The sequence below is a fragment of the Marinomonas sp. KMM3893 genome, from assembly GCF_004352855.1.
GTDB classification, from domain to species: Bacteria; Pseudomonadota; Gammaproteobacteria; order Pseudomonadales; family Marinomonadaceae; genus Marinomonas; species Marinomonas arenicola.
On record NZ_SJSC01000008.1, the window covers coordinates 104,530 to 119,327 of the forward strand.

The window sequence follows — 14,798 nt, forward strand, 5'->3', positions numbered from 1 at the left end:
AGCGCCAAGTGAGCTGACTAAACAAAAACACCGGCCTCGCCGGTGTTTTTGTTTATAGCGTCTTATTTAAGTAATGGTTAAGACTGTGGGTATTTGAATTTAAAATCGACTTTGAATGGTTTGAACCAAGAGGGTACGCCAGTGGCTTTGTCTACGTGGTGTAAGAAGCCTTTTTCGTCTGGTGCCGTGTATTGAAGGTGGGCAATGTAAGTGCCTTTGCCTTTTAGTTGTACGGAATGCGCATAGTGTGGACCATCGCCAGCGGTCATTGGCAGCATCTGACCGTACTCCATAAAGCTTGGGTCACCAACTTTCGTCACGACATAATTTATGCTCATGTAAGGAATCCAAGCGCCATTAGGAAAGCCCCATTGGTTGTCTTGAGTTGCATGCACATCAGATTCGAGATGCACTACGTCCTTGCCCATTATCATTGAGGCTGGAGAAGGGTCAGTCTTAATATCAACTAGATAAGACGAGGCGATTTCCATGCCATCTTTATGGATGGGACCACCAACTGGGTATTCTCGGGCGCTTGCGTATTGACTCATGAGGGCGGCGCTGCAAAGTAACGCGGTGAAGGAAAGCGCTTTTTTCACATTATTAGTGAGTTGCATTTAGAGTGTCCTTATTTTGGTTGTGGCTTTGTTTAAGTCGTTGAGTGGTTAGAGAAATAACGCACAAAACGGTACACCAGGTGAGTATTTGCACCCCCATAGGGGTTGCGGTGTAGCCAATAACAGAATGGGCTAATACACCGCCCCAACCGTTACTGGATAAGAGAAAAGAGCTGTCCCAAACTTGCGAGCCTAACTGGGGCAAAAAGCCTATGTTCGCTAGAATACCAACGGCTTGGCTGGATAAACCGGCTGCAATCAAGGATAAAATTACGTTGCTGGACGAAAAAATGTAACGCAGAGGAATCATCACTATGCCGCGGTACAGGGAGTAGGTGACTAAAACGCCCAGAGCGGTGCCAAGTAAGCCACCAAGCAGCATGGAATTTTCGGTTAAACCAGACGATAAAAAGAGGCTGTATAAAAACAGCACCACTTCAGACCCTTCTCGTAATACCGCAATGGCAATCACGATCACAATGGCGAAGCTGCCTTTTCCTTCCAACAGTAGGCCCTTGATGTTCTGACGACTTTTTTCGGCGATTTCGCGGCCTTTTACCGACATCCAGATGTTTTGCCAAGCGAGCATCAAGGTAGCAATGGCTAGAATAGACGCGGTAAAAACCTCTTGTCCGTAGCCTGACAGAGAGTCTTCTATTAAGCTGGTGAATTTTGCTAGCAGCACTGCGCCAAGTAGGCCAAGAACGATGCCAGAGACCACCTGAAGGCGAATGGTTAAGCCTTTACAGGCCGCGGCGACGATGGAAATAATCAATCCAGCTTCGAGTACTTCTCTAAATACGATGAGTAAAACAGCAAGCATGCCTGCGGGTGTCCTTATGGGAGTTTAACGTTAACTATGCCGACTACGTTGGAGGCGTAGTCATTAAAAAAGTGGTATTTACCTGCTTTTAACGGCCCGGTATACACAGATATTTTCCCCTTAGGTACGATGATTTTTTCAAATTTCATGTCGTAGCTTTCAAGCTCTGCCACCTTGTTTGTGTTGTTGATTAGTTCGATTTTGATGGCTTTATTTGGTGGGGCTGTGAGTGTTTTCGGAGAAAATCCGTCAGCATTGAGTTGCAATTGAAGGGTAAGCCTTTCTGCGTAAGCCGGTAAGCTAAGTGCTGAAAAGATAGAGGCTAAAAGCAAACAACGTAATAGCATGAGGTTTCTCTCTTTGTTTTAGAAAAGCGAAGGCTTTGTCCAAAGTAAATAAGTAGTGATAATTGTTATCAGTACGATTGTTGATTCTCCTGCTTCGCGGTGATCTGCGTCAATTGCATGATGTGTAATTTCTAGCTTTGTCAGTAATGTTTACCTGACGCACAAATAGTGTAATTAATGGGGGAGAAGAGAATTATATGGCAAAATAGAGGCCTTAGGTCGGTTCCTTTCAAAATGAAAGCTGACGCTATCACCCCGTTATTTAGGAAAGTAGAAACCACAGATTATGTCTTATCCTCCTTGTCCAAAGTGCCAGTCTGAGTATGTTTACCAAGATCAAACGAATTTACTGTGTCCAGAATGTGGTCATGAGTGGAATCCTGAAGAAGTTGCCACAGAGCAAGAAAGCCTGGCGGTCAAAGACGCCAACGGTACCCTGTTAGCAGAAGGCGATAAGGTCACTCTTGCCAAAGACCTCAAAGTGAAAAGCAGTTCTTTGGTGCTGAAAATAGGCACAAAAGCCGTGATCAGGCGCATTTTTGATAAAAAAGATCATCAGCTCGACTGTCGGGTGGATGGTGCTGGCGAAATGATGGTGACCGCTAAGTTCGTGAAAAAAGCCTAGCCATATCTTTAGCAGGGAGCGGTAAGAGGTAAACCCCATAAACAAAAACACCAGCCGAGGCTGGTGTTTTTAGTGGTGCTATCAGAAACCTGAGCGTTTATGGCTTAATGATTAGGCCATTAAGCTTGTGCTTTTTTGAAGGCATTGATCAAGGCTTGGGTAGAGGCATCCAGTGCGCTGTTGTCGCTGTCGCTAACAAGGCGGTTGAAGATGTCGGTTCCCAATACTTTGCCTAGTTCAACACCCCATTGGTCAAATGAGTTGATGCCCCAAATGGTGCCTTGTACAAAAGTACGGTGCTCATAAAGGGCGATCAATGCACCGACGGTTTCTGGTGTCATTTTATCGGTAAGCAGCGTATTACTTGGTCGATTGCCTTTGATCACTTTGTGCGGTGCAATGGCTTCGACCTGTTCAGGCGTCGCGCCTGCATCACGCAGTTCTTGTTTTGCTTGTTCAAGCGTTTTGCCGACCATTAAGGCTTGCGACTGACTTAAGCAGTTAGCGAACAATTGTGCGTGATGATCTTTAATTGGGTTATGCGATGCTAATGGTGCAATGAAGTCCACAGGCACAAGGCGCGTGCCTTGATGCAATAACTGGTGGTAAGCGTGTTGACCGTTGGTGCCAGCGCCGCCCCAGATGATTGGCCCTGTGTCTGTCTCAACGCCATCGCCATTCAATAAATTCGCTTTACCGTTACTTTCCATATCAAGCTGCTGAATATGAGCAGGCATTGCACGTAGGTAGTGGTCATAAGGAATCAAAGCGTGAGTTTGTGCGTTGTGGAAATTGATGTACCACACGCCCAAAGCGCCCATGATGACGGGGATGTTTTCTTCAAATGGTGCGGTGCGAAAATGCTCATCCATTTGGTGAGCACCGTCTAGCAGCGCGTAGAAGTTATCCATGCCAACGGCGATCGCAACCGGCAAGCCAATTGCTGACCAAAGGGAGTAACGTCCGCCCACCCAATCCCACATCGGGAAGATGTTTTCTTTGGCCATGCCAAACGCAACGGCTTTTTCGACGTTCGAGCTGACCGCAGCAAAGTGCTTGCTAACGGTCTCTTGGGAGCCGCCATTGGCTAAGAACCAATCGCGTGCTGCATTGGCGTTTGATAAGGTTTCTAGAGTGCCAAACGTTTTAGAAGAGATCACAAAAACGGTGGTTTCTGGATTGAGCTGTTTTAGCTTACCAGTGATATCGGAGCCATCAATGTTGGCGACGAAATGCACCTTGATGTCGTCTTTTTTGTAGGGTGTAAGCGCTTCCGCTACGACTTTTGGTCCTAGGTAAGAGCCACCGATACCGATCGAAACCACATCAGTGATGCGCTGATCAGAGTAGCCGCGCCATTCGCCACTGTGTAGCTGCTGAACAAACTTGCCCATTTGCTCTAGGGTGTCACGAACCTCTGCTAGGACATTAACGCCATCTACCATGAGCGATTCTTGTGCTTGGCTCGCGCGCAAGGCAATGTGCAACACAGAACGGTCTTCTGTGTTGTTAATGTGTTCGCCGCTGAACATGCCTTTAATCGCCGTCTCTAAACCGGCTTCTTTAACCAGTTCAATTAACAGTGCTAAGGTTTTTTCATTAACGCGGTTTTTTGCGTAATCTAATGTCCAGCCAGCGGCTTTGGTAGTGTACTTCTCGGCACGATTTTTATCCTTTTCAAACAAGGATTTCATTTCAACAGAGTCGATTTCTTTTTGGTGCTCTGCCAGTGCTTGCCAAGCACTAAGTTGGGTAGGTGAATGCATTACAATCTCCCTTGGTCTTAAAGTGAGTTAGGCCAGTTCAATGCGTATATTGTCGATTAAACGTGCGTTGCCTAGGTATGCCGCGGCCAAAATGACCAGGCTTTTCTCTTCTTCTGACGGTGTTTGTAAATTATCTTGTGCGCGGATTTCGAAATAATCACGACGGAAACCAGCCGCTTCAAGCTTCTGTTGAGCTTGTTCGCGAATGTCCTCGTGACTCGCACGGTTTTCTAATAGCGCGTCTTTTGCCCACAACAAGGTTTGGTACATGGCAGGGGCGATGCGTCTTTCTTCTTCTGTTAGGTAGCCGTTACGCGAACTCATGGCTAAGCCATCATCGTTACGCGCAATATCGACGCCAATAATGCGAACGTTAGAACTTAGGTCGCGCACCATATCTTCAATGACTTTAAGTTGCTGAAAGTCTTTGTTGCCGAATATGGCACAGTCTGGCTGAACAATGTTAAACAATTTTGTCACAACGGTGGAAACACCAACAAAATGTCCTGGGCGAGAAGCGCCACACAAAATATCAGATAAACCGACAACTTCGATTTGTGTTTGGCTGCGTTTGCCATCTGGGTACATTTCTTTTGCGTCTGGGGCAAATAAGTACTGACAGCCATTGGCCTCAAGCACTTTTTTGTCTTCTTCTAGTGTTTTTGGGTAGCGCTCTAAGTCTTCGTTTGCGGAAAATTGCATAGGGTTAACGAAGATGGAAGAGACCACTACATCGCCTTCTGTCACCGCACGTCGAATAAGAGACATGTGGCCATCGTGCAAATTGCCCATGGTTGGCACGAACGCAATGCTTTTGTCTTGTAGGCGTTCTTTTTTTAGTGCGGCACGAAGTTCAGCAACTGTGTGAAAGGTTTTCATGATTTAAATCCGTGTTCTGCTGCAGGGAATTGTTGGTTTTTTACTTCGTAAACATAGGCTTCAAAAGCGTCTTGGATACTACGGCCGTCGGTTAAAAAGTTCTTCACGAAACGAGGACGTTTGCCTATGTTGGCCCCCAGCATGTCGTGCATGACCAGCACTTGTCCATCTGTGTGTGGGCCTGCACCAATGCCGATAGTCGGCACGGAAACCGCGTCTGTTAGGGTTTTACCAAGCTCAGTTGGAATGCATTCGTAAAGCAATACATCGGCACCGGCTTCGACCAAAGCAAGCGAGTCTGCGAGTAATAAGTCTGCCGCTTGCTGGCCTTTACCTTGTACTTTGTAGCCGCCGAGTTTGTTAACAAACTGAGGCGTTAGACCCAGATGCGCACACACAGGGATGCCACGATTACTGAGCGCTTGAATGATGTCTTTTAGCCAAGCAGCGCCTTCTATTTTTACCATGTTGGCACCGGCTTGCATGAGTTTGCCAGCGTTTTCCAGTGCATGTTCGGTGGAGTTGTACGTCATGAAAGACATGTCTGCCAGAATAAAGGCATTGGTGTTGCCGCGTTTGACTGCCGCCGTGTGGTAACACATGTCTTCAATGGTGACGGGTAACGTGCTGTCGTGCCCCTGAATAACCATGCCAAGAGAGTCGCCAATCAGAATAGTTTCAACACCTGCTTCGTTCATGACGTGAGTAAAGGTGGCATCATAGCTGGTCAAACAGGTGAACTTTTCTTTGTTTTCCTTCATTTTTTGAAGATCAGACAAAGAGATTGGACGGCCGAGCTTTTTTTCAGAGTTGTTTGAATACATAGATCATTCTTCTTCTATAGAAACCAAATCGCTGGTATCAAGTTGGCGTAAATGCTCTGCCACGGTTTTGCCGTTAGCCAGAAGCATTTCTGGTGCCAGATCCATAAGGGGACGGATGACGAACCCTCTTTCTAGCATGTAAGGATGAGGAACAGTGAGGCGAGGTAAATCAATGGTCTCATTGTTATATAGCAATAAATCAAGGTCGAGTGTGCGCGGCCCCCAATGACGTTCTCGGACGCGATGGTGCGCTTGCTCAATACTTTGCAAGACGTCGAGTAGTTCGATCGGGGTTAGCTGGGTTCGCACGGAAGCCACTGCGTTGACATAGTCCGGTTGATCCTGAGGACCAACCGGTTTGCTGGAATAGAGTGTGGAAACGTGAAAATCGGCCAAATCTGGGTGTGCAGACAAGTGCTCAATAGCGCTGTGCATTTGAGCTATTGGCTCTTCTAAATTACTACCAAGTCCAATATAAGCCAGTTTCACTCTGGTCCCTCTTATTCTTCAGGAGTTTCTCTTTGCGGTGCATTGCTCTTTTTACGACGACGGGGGCGACGTTTCTTCGGCCCTTCTTTGTCGTTCGCACGAAGGTCAATGCTCTTAATTAGTTCTCTTTGTTCGTTTTCATTGGCAAATTGGAAAGATTCCCACCATGCGCCAAGGCCACCTAGTTCAGTGCCGCTTAATTCGCGAATCAGCAAGAAATCAAAGGCCGCACGAAAACGAGGGTGATCAAGCAAGACAAAGGCACGTTTACCGTAGCGCTTTGGTAAGCGGAACTGCATATCCCAAATCTCACGCATTGGCGTTGAGAAGCGTCTAGGGATCGCAGTAGAAGCCACTTGATTATCCAGTACCATGCTTGCGGCTTGATGAAGTGCTGGAGTCGCAGGCATGCCTTGTGACTGAAATTCTTCATGACGCAGCACAACGCTTGGCCACAACATCACGGCATACAAGAAGTAGGGCGCTGTTGTTTTGCCTGTTTGAAGTCGCTTGTCGGTATTTTCTAAACCTTGAAGGATAAACGCTTCAGGGTTGAGATCGTCACGTTTCCAGCCGCTAACCAGCAGTGCTTCTGTGTCAGGGAATAAGTACTTGAATAAGCCGTATTGACGTAGCAGATGGAAGGTTTTGATGCCGTTGCCGCTGCCAAGTAATTTGAGGACTTCTTCAAACAAACGGGCAGGCGGAATATGGTCTAGTAAATGCGCCATTTCTTTGATCGGGGCGGCGGTTTCTTCATCAATATCAAAGCCTAATTTACCCGCGAAGCGAATCGCACGTAACATGCGTACAGGGTCTTCTTGATAGCGTTGTCTCGCGTCGCCTATGATGCGAATTTTTTTATTCGCAATGTCTTCTAGGCCGCCACAATAATCGTGGATGCTAAAATCTTGGACATTGTAATACAGGGCGTTAAAAGTAAAGTCGCGGCGTTCGGCGTCTTCTTCAATGCTGCCGTACACGTTGTCACGTAGCACGATGCCATGGGCAGAGCGGGCTGAGTCTTTCCCTTTCAGGGACTCTTGTGGCTTGCTTGCACTGTCTTCTTGAGCGGAGGGTGCTCGGAAGGTAGAGACTTCGATAATCTCACGGCCAAATGTCACGTGAACAAGGCGAAAGCGTCGGCCAATGAGTCGTGAATTTGAGAAAAGGTCGTGGATTTCTTCTGGGGTCGCGTTCGTCACGACATCGAAATCTTTCGCGTCAACACCAATAAGGTGGTCGCGAATACAGCCACCAACAAGGTAAGCATCGAAGCCAGCTTTGTTTAGGCGATAGAGAACTTTGACTGCGTTCGGGCTTAAATTTTGGCGAGATAAGCTGTGATCGCTGCGCGGAATAATAATGGGGTAAGTCTGAGCCTTTGGGGAGGCAAAGATTGAGGTGGCTTTACGTACCAGAGATTTTAATCCTGTAAGCATTAGACGACAAATTTTAGTTAGCGAAAACTGTATTCTACACGTGTGGCTAAAAAGTTACACGAGTATTAGAGTATTCAAATTGGAAGATTTTAGTGTGACGAGCGTAGGGGGGAAGCGATTATTTAAAAACAAAATAATCGCTTTGGATACATGAAGATACTAGTTCCGAAAACAAAGTGGGTGCTGCTTATGCAGTTCTACTCAGGTTTTATTTTTATTATTGCAATGTTTTCATTGCCCGAAGGCTTCTATATCTAAAAAAATCAATTATCCAAAGCGATTTTCTATCCATAGCCTCAAGTTTTTATTTTTGTTTTAAGAGGCTACGGTGTTCTTATATTTTATTTTTATTGTTAAGAACTTACACACGACGACTAACTTATTCTTATTCTTGGTCAATCTTATTATCGTTGTGATCTATATAAGGCATTTCTTGTGCCAAAAATGATAATTCATTGAATTGTATAGGATTTGCCATTTTGTTGTTCATATTTTTTACAATATCTTGCTTATTTTTTGTGTTATTTGGTAACAAGTGTTACTTATCATTTGTTACTTTTTTGGGTATGCCAAGTTTTTGTCGTCTTTCCCACAGACTTTTTCTAGAGATGCCCAAAGATTGTGCAAGTTGGGTCTCGGTCATCTTGTGTTGGTGCGTCAGAACAAAATGTTTGAAGTAATCGTCCAGCGTGGTGCCATCTAATGGTGTAGATAGTTCAGCGCTTGTGGTGTTCGCTTTAGGGCTGGCTAAATGGCTTGCTAGCTTTAGGTTGGCCGCCTCTACTCTATGAGTAGGGCTGAGAATAACGGCGCGTTCGATGGCGTTTTCGAGCTCTCGTACATTGCCAGGCCAATTGTGGGCGCGAATCGCTTTATCAAACTCTTTGTTGTAATCCAACGCGGCGCGATTGTGCTTTTTGCAGGCCTTTTCAAGCAGGAATTTGGCGATCATAGAAATGTCGTCGCTGCGCTCACGTAAAGGCGGAATAAGCAGTTCCATGACATAGAGGCGGTAATACAAATCTTCTCGGAAATAGCCCTTGCGGACCATGTCGATTAGGTCTCTGTGTGTCGCCGTGACTAAGCGGACATTGACCTTGGTCGATTGAATGGCGCCCACACGGCGTATTTCACCTTCTTGCAGGACACGCAATAATCTAGCTTGGGCTTCAAGGGGTAGCTCACCTATTTCATCGAGGAAGAGTGTGCCATTGTCCGCTGCGAAAATAAGCCCGTCGCGGGCAGAAACCGCACCGGTAAAGGCGCCTTTCTCATGACCAAATAACTCTGATTCTATTAGGTTTTCTGGGATGGCGGCGCAGTTTACGCTGATCAAAGGGTTGTCATGTCTGGTGCTTAAATTATGCAGAGCTTTCGCCACCAACTCCTTACCGGTTCCTGATTCGCCGCGGATCAGTACGGTCACATCTGTACCAGCGACTTTTCTGATGTCGCTGAAGAGTTCTTGCATGGGAGGGCAGTTGCCTATGATGCCGCTGTCTAAGGCGCCTAAGTTTTCCGCTTCCTCTTCTTTTTCGGAGCGCGCAAACAAGAGTGGCGCCGCGAGCTCAGGTTCTGATTCGGCGTTTTGTTTGTGTTGTGGCGTGGTGTTTTCTAAGGCATCAATAACGTGTTTTAAAAGCTGTTCTGAGTCAGTCGGCAAGGGGAGATAATATTTTGCACCCATTGCCATCGCGTCTATACCGTTATTGAGGCTAGGGCGAGCGTCTAAGACTAGGCGCGGCGGTGTGCCTGCTAGTGCCGATTGGGTGTTTTCTAACGCGGCTAGAATGACTTGATCAATCAGCAAAAGGTCAAAGTCTGCCAGCTCGTAATACTTGTTCGCTTGCTCAAGGGAGTAGCTTAAGTTGACTTGAAATCCGTAGCGAGAAAGCCAGCGGTCTGCGTCTTTGAGTGGTGAGTCTTCAGGACAGATTATCATTATATGATGCATTTCAGGTGTCACCTCTTGTAACCAATGTAACGATTATACACATCGGCCGGTTAACAGCTAGAGCGGAGTAGGTGTGTCTGTGCTGGAAGCCTTATAAGAAGTGAAGATCTTCTGGTGCAATGACGGTGGTGGTTTTTTGAGCGAGTCGCTGAGGTTGCCATTGTTGAACCGCGAGGTTCAGCGCTTCTTCTATATTGCTTGCTTTGTCTGCGTTGATGTCTAGGTAGCTTAGCGCGCGTTTTAAGGTGGTTAAATCGCCGTTTAAAATGGCTTTGGCATGATTTTGCTTGCTGATTTTCTCGGCCGCTTGATTGACGACAAGAGGTATGTGGCCAATGGCCGGAGCTTGCCAGCCGAATAAACGGTAGAGGTGCAGTTGTTGTGCGGTGGTTTCAATGAGGTCAGCGCCACGCACTAGGTGGGTAATGCCTTGCAAATGATCGTCGACCACAACCGCGAGCTGGTAAGAGAAATAACCGTCTTTACGTTTGAGTACGGGGTGGTTGCCATCCAGATCGTCGGGAAAAAACATGTCGCCTTGAATAAGATCTTGGTACTGGTACTGTTCGCGATTAATTTTGAGTCGCCAAGAGTGAGGGTGCTCGACATCGCTTTGACAGATTTGCGGGTGTAAACCGGAGAAGGCTTGTAATGATTGTCTCGTGCAATTACAGGGAAAAGCATGAGCGGTCTGCTTAAGCTTGGTTAAATACGTTTCATAGGTGGCGGAATGCTCACTTTGTAAACGTACCGGCTCATCGCTGATTAATTGATAACTGGTTAGCGTGGCGAGAATCTGTTGTGTGAATTCAGGGCGACAGCGAATCGCATCGACGTCTTCTATGCGGACTATCCAGGTGCCGTGATGGCTCCTTGCATCCACATAGCTCGCGAGTGCAGTGACAAGCGAGCCTAAGTGGAGTGGGCCGGTTGGCGAGGGAGCAAAACGGCCACGGTAACTTGATGAAATCAAATTAACCGCCGATTTGTTTCTCTTTGATTTCGGCCAATGTTTTGCAATCGATGCACATGGTCGCCGTTGGGCGAGCTTCTAATCGACGGATGCCGATTTCAATGCCACATTCGTCGCAAAAGCCGTAGTCATCTTCATTGATTCGCTCAATGGTTTGAGAAATCTTCTTAACCAATTTGCGTTCACGATCGCGCGCGCGCAGTTCTAGGCTGAATTCTTCTTCTTGGCTGGCACGGTCATTAGGATCTGCGTAGTTTACTGCTTCTTCCTTAAGGTGGTTAACGGTGCGGTCAACCTCTTCCATTAGCCCCTGCTTCCAGTTAAGCAAAATGCTTTTGAAATGCGCCAACTGGTTCTCGTTCATGTATTCTTCACCGTCCTTAGCAACGTAAGGTGTGAAGTCCTTCATTAATGATTCCGGGTTCGTACTTGGCATACGCATTGCCTCATTTCGCAGGTTGCCCTTTATGGTAACCTGTAAACTATAAAGATTAAGTGGTTTATTTTTCGGCCGGAAACTTACCAGATAATTTGGCGTTAAACCACATTTTTTGCGCAAATATTCATGAAAATGTTGAATTAGGTTGAGAAACAGATATGTCTAAGCAAAAGTTAGCCTCGCGAGTTGAGAAAATTTCACCATTCCAAGTCATGGCTGTGATGGAGAGAGCAAAGCAGTTACAGGCGGATGGCAACGATGTAATACATCTTGAAGTAGGCGAGCCTGATTTTGTCGCGCCACAAGCGATCAATGACGCGGGTATTCAGTCTATTGAAGACGCCAAAACAGGTTATACCTCAGCGACTGGGCTACCGGAATTAAAGCGCAAAATTAGTCAGCATTACCAAACGCGTTATCAAGTCGAGGTGGCGCCTGAGCGGATTATCGTGACACCGGGAGCGTCTGGCGCCTTGTTGTTGATGGCGTCCTTGATGGTAAACGAAGGGGATGAGGTGTTGATGCCTGATCCTTGTTATCCATGTAACCGCCATTTTTTAATACAGGCTGGCGCTCAAGCGAAGATGATTGAGACCTTACCTGAGCAGGCGTTTGAGGTGGATCTTGAAGCACTGCCGTCTTACTGGAGTGAAAAGACATCAGGGCTTTGGTTGGCTTCTCCGTCAAACCCAACCGGCGCTGTGTTGAGCAAGGAATATCTCGCTCAGGCTTGGCAGCAGACGCAAGCGCTAGGTGGTCATCTGTTGGTGGATGAAATATACCAAGGGCTGGTGTTTGAAGGGGACGATTTTACGGCCTTGTCGATTGATGATGATATTTTTGTGATCAATAGTTTTTCTAAGTATTTTGCCATGACTGGCTGGCGACTAGGTTGGATCGTGGTGCCCGAATGGGCGATTGAAGGGGCGACTAAACTGGCGCAAAACTTGTTTATTTCGGCCTCTAGTGTGGCGCAACACGCGGCTATTTCGGCTTTTGAGCCTGCGGTTCTTGAAGAGTGTGAAACTCGACGCCAAATATTAAATCGCCGTCGTTTAACATTATTAGAAGGGCTGGAGCGCATTGGTTTGCCTGTTGTGGCGCCAGCACAAGGGGCATTTTATGCTTATGTGGATGTCTCAGGTATTACGGATGACGCCATGTCATGGTGTTTGCAATTGCTGGAAGAAGAGAAGGTGGCATTAACACCAGGAGCGGATTTCGGGCTTAAAAACGCCCATAAATATGTGCGCTTTGCTTATACCTGTGATGAAGCGCGATTGAATGAGGCACTGGCTAGAATTGAACGTTTTATCCAATCCTAGCAAGCGCTTAGACGCGGCTAATAAGTGTTAGCCGCGTCTTCTCATTAAGAGAATGCCGGACAGCAAGCAAATAACAATAGGAATACTGACACCGACGGCAGGTGGAAAGCCTGTCGCGACGCTCATGCGGCCAAATAGGTTGAGGCCGTTTTGAAACGCCAAACCAATCATAACGCCAGAAAAGATCCGCCCACCCATGGTGGATGATCGTAAAGGGCCGAAAACGCTAGAAAGCGCGACCAGTACTAAAGCAATGCAGGCGATAGGGCGCAGGGCTTTGCTCCAGAATTCAAGGGCATATTGCGCGCCATCTTGCTTTTGTGTTTCCAAATACAGCTGGTAAGTACGCAGCTGGCTTAGTGACAAAAAGTCAGGCTCTTGCGATGCTAGGTACAGATGCTCAGGTTTGATGCTAACCGACCACTTCTCAGAGGGAAGTGTTTGTACTTTAATGTGGTCTGGGTAGAACACTGTCTTTTTCACGTCCGCTAATAGCCACTGTGTGTCATTGATGTGAATGGCGGATTTTGCATCGGTAATGCTTTTTAAGTGCTGCCCGTCGGGTGAAAAGATTTTAATGCCGTACAGTTTGCCAGAACGATCTGCTGCGTTAATGTAGACAAAGTTATTGTCTGCTTTGAGCCAGACACCACCGGTTAAGGCAAAATTCCCTTCTTTTTGATCTTGTAGTTTCTCCACTAGGTTGGCTTTTTGTTCCGCGACAGGGGCCACAAATTCGGACAGTCCCATGCCAAATAAGGCAACAAAGATAATCGGTTGGCAGGCGGACAGACCAATGCGCCAAATCGGCATGCCGGCAGCGCGCATGACCGTTAATTCAGACGTTGAGGCCAATGTCCCTAGGCCCATTAGAGTGCCAATAAGCGATGAGATTGGAACGTACTCTGCAAACTTACCTGGCAGGCGGTATAAGAGCACCTGAAGAATAGACTGCACAGTATAGTCATCGCTTACTTTCTTGATTTGATCGATAAACGCGATGGCGGTATCCAGTCCAAGCAGTACAAACATAACGACTAAGAAGGACCAGAGAACACTGGTGGCGACGTATCTGTCTATTTTATTCATTACTTAGACTCGTATCTTGAGGGTCCGGCGATTGCGCGTTTGGTAATCGCGCATTTTTTCGACTAAACATCTGATTGTATTGGACAAACAGTCCTATTGCGATGCAGAGGAATATGCCATGAATCCACCAAAGTCCCAAATAATCAGGGATTTTGCCTTTTCCTATGGCTGTTTTTCCCCAAATTAACAGGGCCATATAGAGAATCATGAGTAAGATGGCGGGCAGCATTTTGAAGAAACGCCCTTGCCTTGGGTTAACCTGACTCAAGGATAAACCAATGATCGAAAGGATGGGGATCATCACAACCAAGGCGATTCGCCATTGCAGTTCTTCTTGGTCTTCTGGGTCGGCGCTGCCTAATAAAGACAAGGTGCTGCGTGTTTCTGGATCGGTTATCGACGCTTGCGGGGCGCTTTCCATACGCATCGCATACGTATCAAATTCTGTTACCCGATAAGTGGCCGTTCCGGGCACGCCTTCGTATCGTACTCCGTTTTTAAAGACCAGATAATTTTGGCCGTTTTTGGAGTCCATTTTGATTTCTTCGGCGTAGGATGCGAGCATCTGAACAGGAATGGATTTGCCATTTTCTCGCACAAAGTCGGACAAGAAAACATCGTTCATCCAACCTTCGTCAGGGGTAAAGCTGTCAATATAAGTGGTGCGTTGCCCATCGCCTTGGAAACGTCGCGGCAATAAGAAAGAGAAGGTAGAGAGTTGTCCCTGTTCATCGGCGGCTTTGACGGCGTGATATTCGCTGGTTGGCGTGAGCCAAAAGTTTAATCCCGCGCTAAGGGCCAGAACGATGCCTGCAATCCCTAACGTATAACCGGCTAATTTTAACTTGCTGATGCCGCTTGAAAACAACACAGACATTTCATTTTCAATATAAAGGCGGCCAAAGGTCAGTAGCAGCGATAGGAAAAACGCAATCGGCAAAATGATTTGAACAAACGATGGGATGTGAAAGCCGAGAATCGTAAAAAGGAACTCGAAGGTCATTTTTCCTTCGGTCGCTCGCCCTAAATAGGATACAAAACGGCTGCTTAAAATAACGAGAAGTAAAATTAGCGTCACTCCGGCAGTTGACACTAACACTTCTTTCGCCAAGTATCTGAATAGTCTCAAAGTCACCTCAATTGGATGCCGCAACGTGCGGAGAGTTGATTACAAATCTAAAGCCCCCATTATCTCGTGGTAAGAAG

General features: G+C 46.8%; 15 protein-coding genes. 2 read left to right on the forward strand and 13 right to left on the reverse strand.

The window, feature by feature from the left end; genetic code table 11:
- Positions 1 to 77 precede the first annotated feature (77 nt).
- From E0D71_RS16275 to E0D71_RS16285, 3 genes are read right to left on the reverse strand one after another with little or no spacing between them, the layout of a single operon-like run.
- Positions 78 to 617, reverse strand: coding sequence for an iron transporter (locus E0D71_RS16275; RefSeq protein WP_133004371.1), 540 nt, complete (start codon positions 615 to 617; stop codon positions 78 to 80).
- Positions 604 to 1,440: an FTR1 family protein gene (locus E0D71_RS16280; protein WP_133004372.1), complete on the reverse strand. Its 837-nt coding sequence runs from the start codon at positions 1,438 to 1,440 to the stop codon at positions 604 to 606. Before E0D71_RS16280 ends, E0D71_RS16275 begins: the two co-directional genes overlap by 14 nt.
- A gap of 14 nt (positions 1,441 to 1,454) precedes the next feature.
- The gene (locus E0D71_RS16285) at positions 1,455 to 1,787 is read right to left on the reverse strand and encodes a cupredoxin domain-containing protein (protein ID WP_133004373.1); all 333 of its coding nucleotides are present in this window, start codon (positions 1,785 to 1,787) and stop codon (positions 1,455 to 1,457) included.
- A gap of 286 nt (positions 1,788 to 2,073) precedes the next feature.
- Between E0D71_RS16285 and E0D71_RS16290 the strand changes: the two genes are divergently transcribed.
- The gene (locus E0D71_RS16290; RefSeq protein WP_133004374.1) at positions 2,074 to 2,412 is read left to right on the forward strand and encodes a zinc ribbon domain-containing protein YjdM; all 339 of its coding nucleotides are present in this window, start codon (positions 2,074 to 2,076) and stop codon (positions 2,410 to 2,412) included.
- A 119-nt stretch (positions 2,413 to 2,531) separates the two neighbouring features.
- Here the strand turns inward: E0D71_RS16290 and pgi are convergent, their stop codons facing one another.
- From pgi to dksA, 8 genes are all read right to left on the reverse strand, one after another.
- Positions 2,532 to 4,178: a glucose-6-phosphate isomerase gene (gene pgi, locus E0D71_RS16295; RefSeq protein WP_133004375.1), complete on the reverse strand. Its 1,647-nt coding sequence runs from the start codon at positions 4,176 to 4,178 to the stop codon at positions 2,532 to 2,534.
- A 27-nt stretch (positions 4,179 to 4,205) separates the two neighbouring features.
- Positions 4,206 to 5,057 (reverse strand): pantoate--beta-alanine ligase, encoded by an 852-nt coding sequence (gene panC, locus E0D71_RS16300; RefSeq protein ID WP_133004376.1) that lies wholly within the window; start codon positions 5,055 to 5,057, stop codon positions 4,206 to 4,208.
- The gene (gene panB, locus E0D71_RS16305) at positions 5,054 to 5,881 is read right to left on the reverse strand and encodes a 3-methyl-2-oxobutanoate hydroxymethyltransferase (RefSeq protein WP_133004377.1); all 828 of its coding nucleotides are present in this window, start codon (positions 5,879 to 5,881) and stop codon (positions 5,054 to 5,056) included. The genes panC and panB overlap by 4 nt, the downstream gene beginning before the upstream one ends.
- A 3-nt stretch (positions 5,882 to 5,884) precedes the next feature.
- A complete protein-coding gene (gene folK / locus E0D71_RS16310; protein ID WP_133004378.1) occupies positions 5,885 to 6,370 on the reverse strand; it encodes a 2-amino-4-hydroxy-6-hydroxymethyldihydropteridine diphosphokinase in 486 nt (161 codons plus the stop codon).
- A gap of 11 nt (positions 6,371 to 6,381) precedes the next feature.
- A complete protein-coding gene (gene pcnB, locus E0D71_RS16315; RefSeq protein ID WP_133004379.1) occupies positions 6,382 to 7,812 on the reverse strand; it encodes a polynucleotide adenylyltransferase PcnB in 1,431 nt (476 codons plus the stop codon).
- A 538-nt stretch (positions 7,813 to 8,350) separates the two neighbouring features.
- A complete protein-coding gene (locus E0D71_RS16320; protein WP_133004380.1) occupies positions 8,351 to 9,766 on the reverse strand; it encodes a sigma-54 dependent transcriptional regulator in 1,416 nt (471 codons plus the stop codon).
- A gap of 91 nt (positions 9,767 to 9,857) precedes the next feature.
- Complete coding sequence (gluQRS, locus tag E0D71_RS16325; protein WP_243712065.1) at positions 9,858 to 10,739, reverse strand: tRNA glutamyl-Q(34) synthetase GluQRS; 882 nt, start codon at positions 10,737 to 10,739, stop codon at positions 9,858 to 9,860.
- A gap of 1 nt (position 10,740) precedes the next feature.
- Positions 10,741 to 11,175: an RNA polymerase-binding protein DksA gene (gene dksA, locus E0D71_RS16330; protein ID WP_133004381.1), complete on the reverse strand. Its 435-nt coding sequence runs from the start codon at positions 11,173 to 11,175 to the stop codon at positions 10,741 to 10,743.
- A gap of 161 nt (positions 11,176 to 11,336) precedes the next feature.
- Between dksA and E0D71_RS16335 the strand changes: the two genes are divergently transcribed.
- The gene (locus tag E0D71_RS16335) at positions 11,337 to 12,503 is read left to right on the forward strand and encodes an aminotransferase class I/II-fold pyridoxal phosphate-dependent enzyme (protein WP_133004382.1); all 1,167 of its coding nucleotides are present in this window, start codon (positions 11,337 to 11,339) and stop codon (positions 12,501 to 12,503) included.
- A 27-nt stretch (positions 12,504 to 12,530) separates the two neighbouring features.
- On the opposite strand, the gene lptG is transcribed toward E0D71_RS16335, so the two are convergent.
- A complete protein-coding gene (lptG, locus tag E0D71_RS16340) occupies positions 12,531 to 13,592 on the reverse strand; it encodes an LPS export ABC transporter permease LptG (RefSeq protein ID WP_133004383.1) in 1,062 nt (353 codons plus the stop codon).
- Positions 13,585 to 14,727 (reverse strand): LPS export ABC transporter permease LptF, encoded by a 1,143-nt coding sequence (gene lptF / locus E0D71_RS16345; protein ID WP_279433450.1) that lies wholly within the window; start codon positions 14,725 to 14,727, stop codon positions 13,585 to 13,587. Before lptF ends, lptG begins: the two co-directional genes overlap by 8 nt.
- Positions 14,728 to 14,798 lie beyond the last annotated feature (71 nt).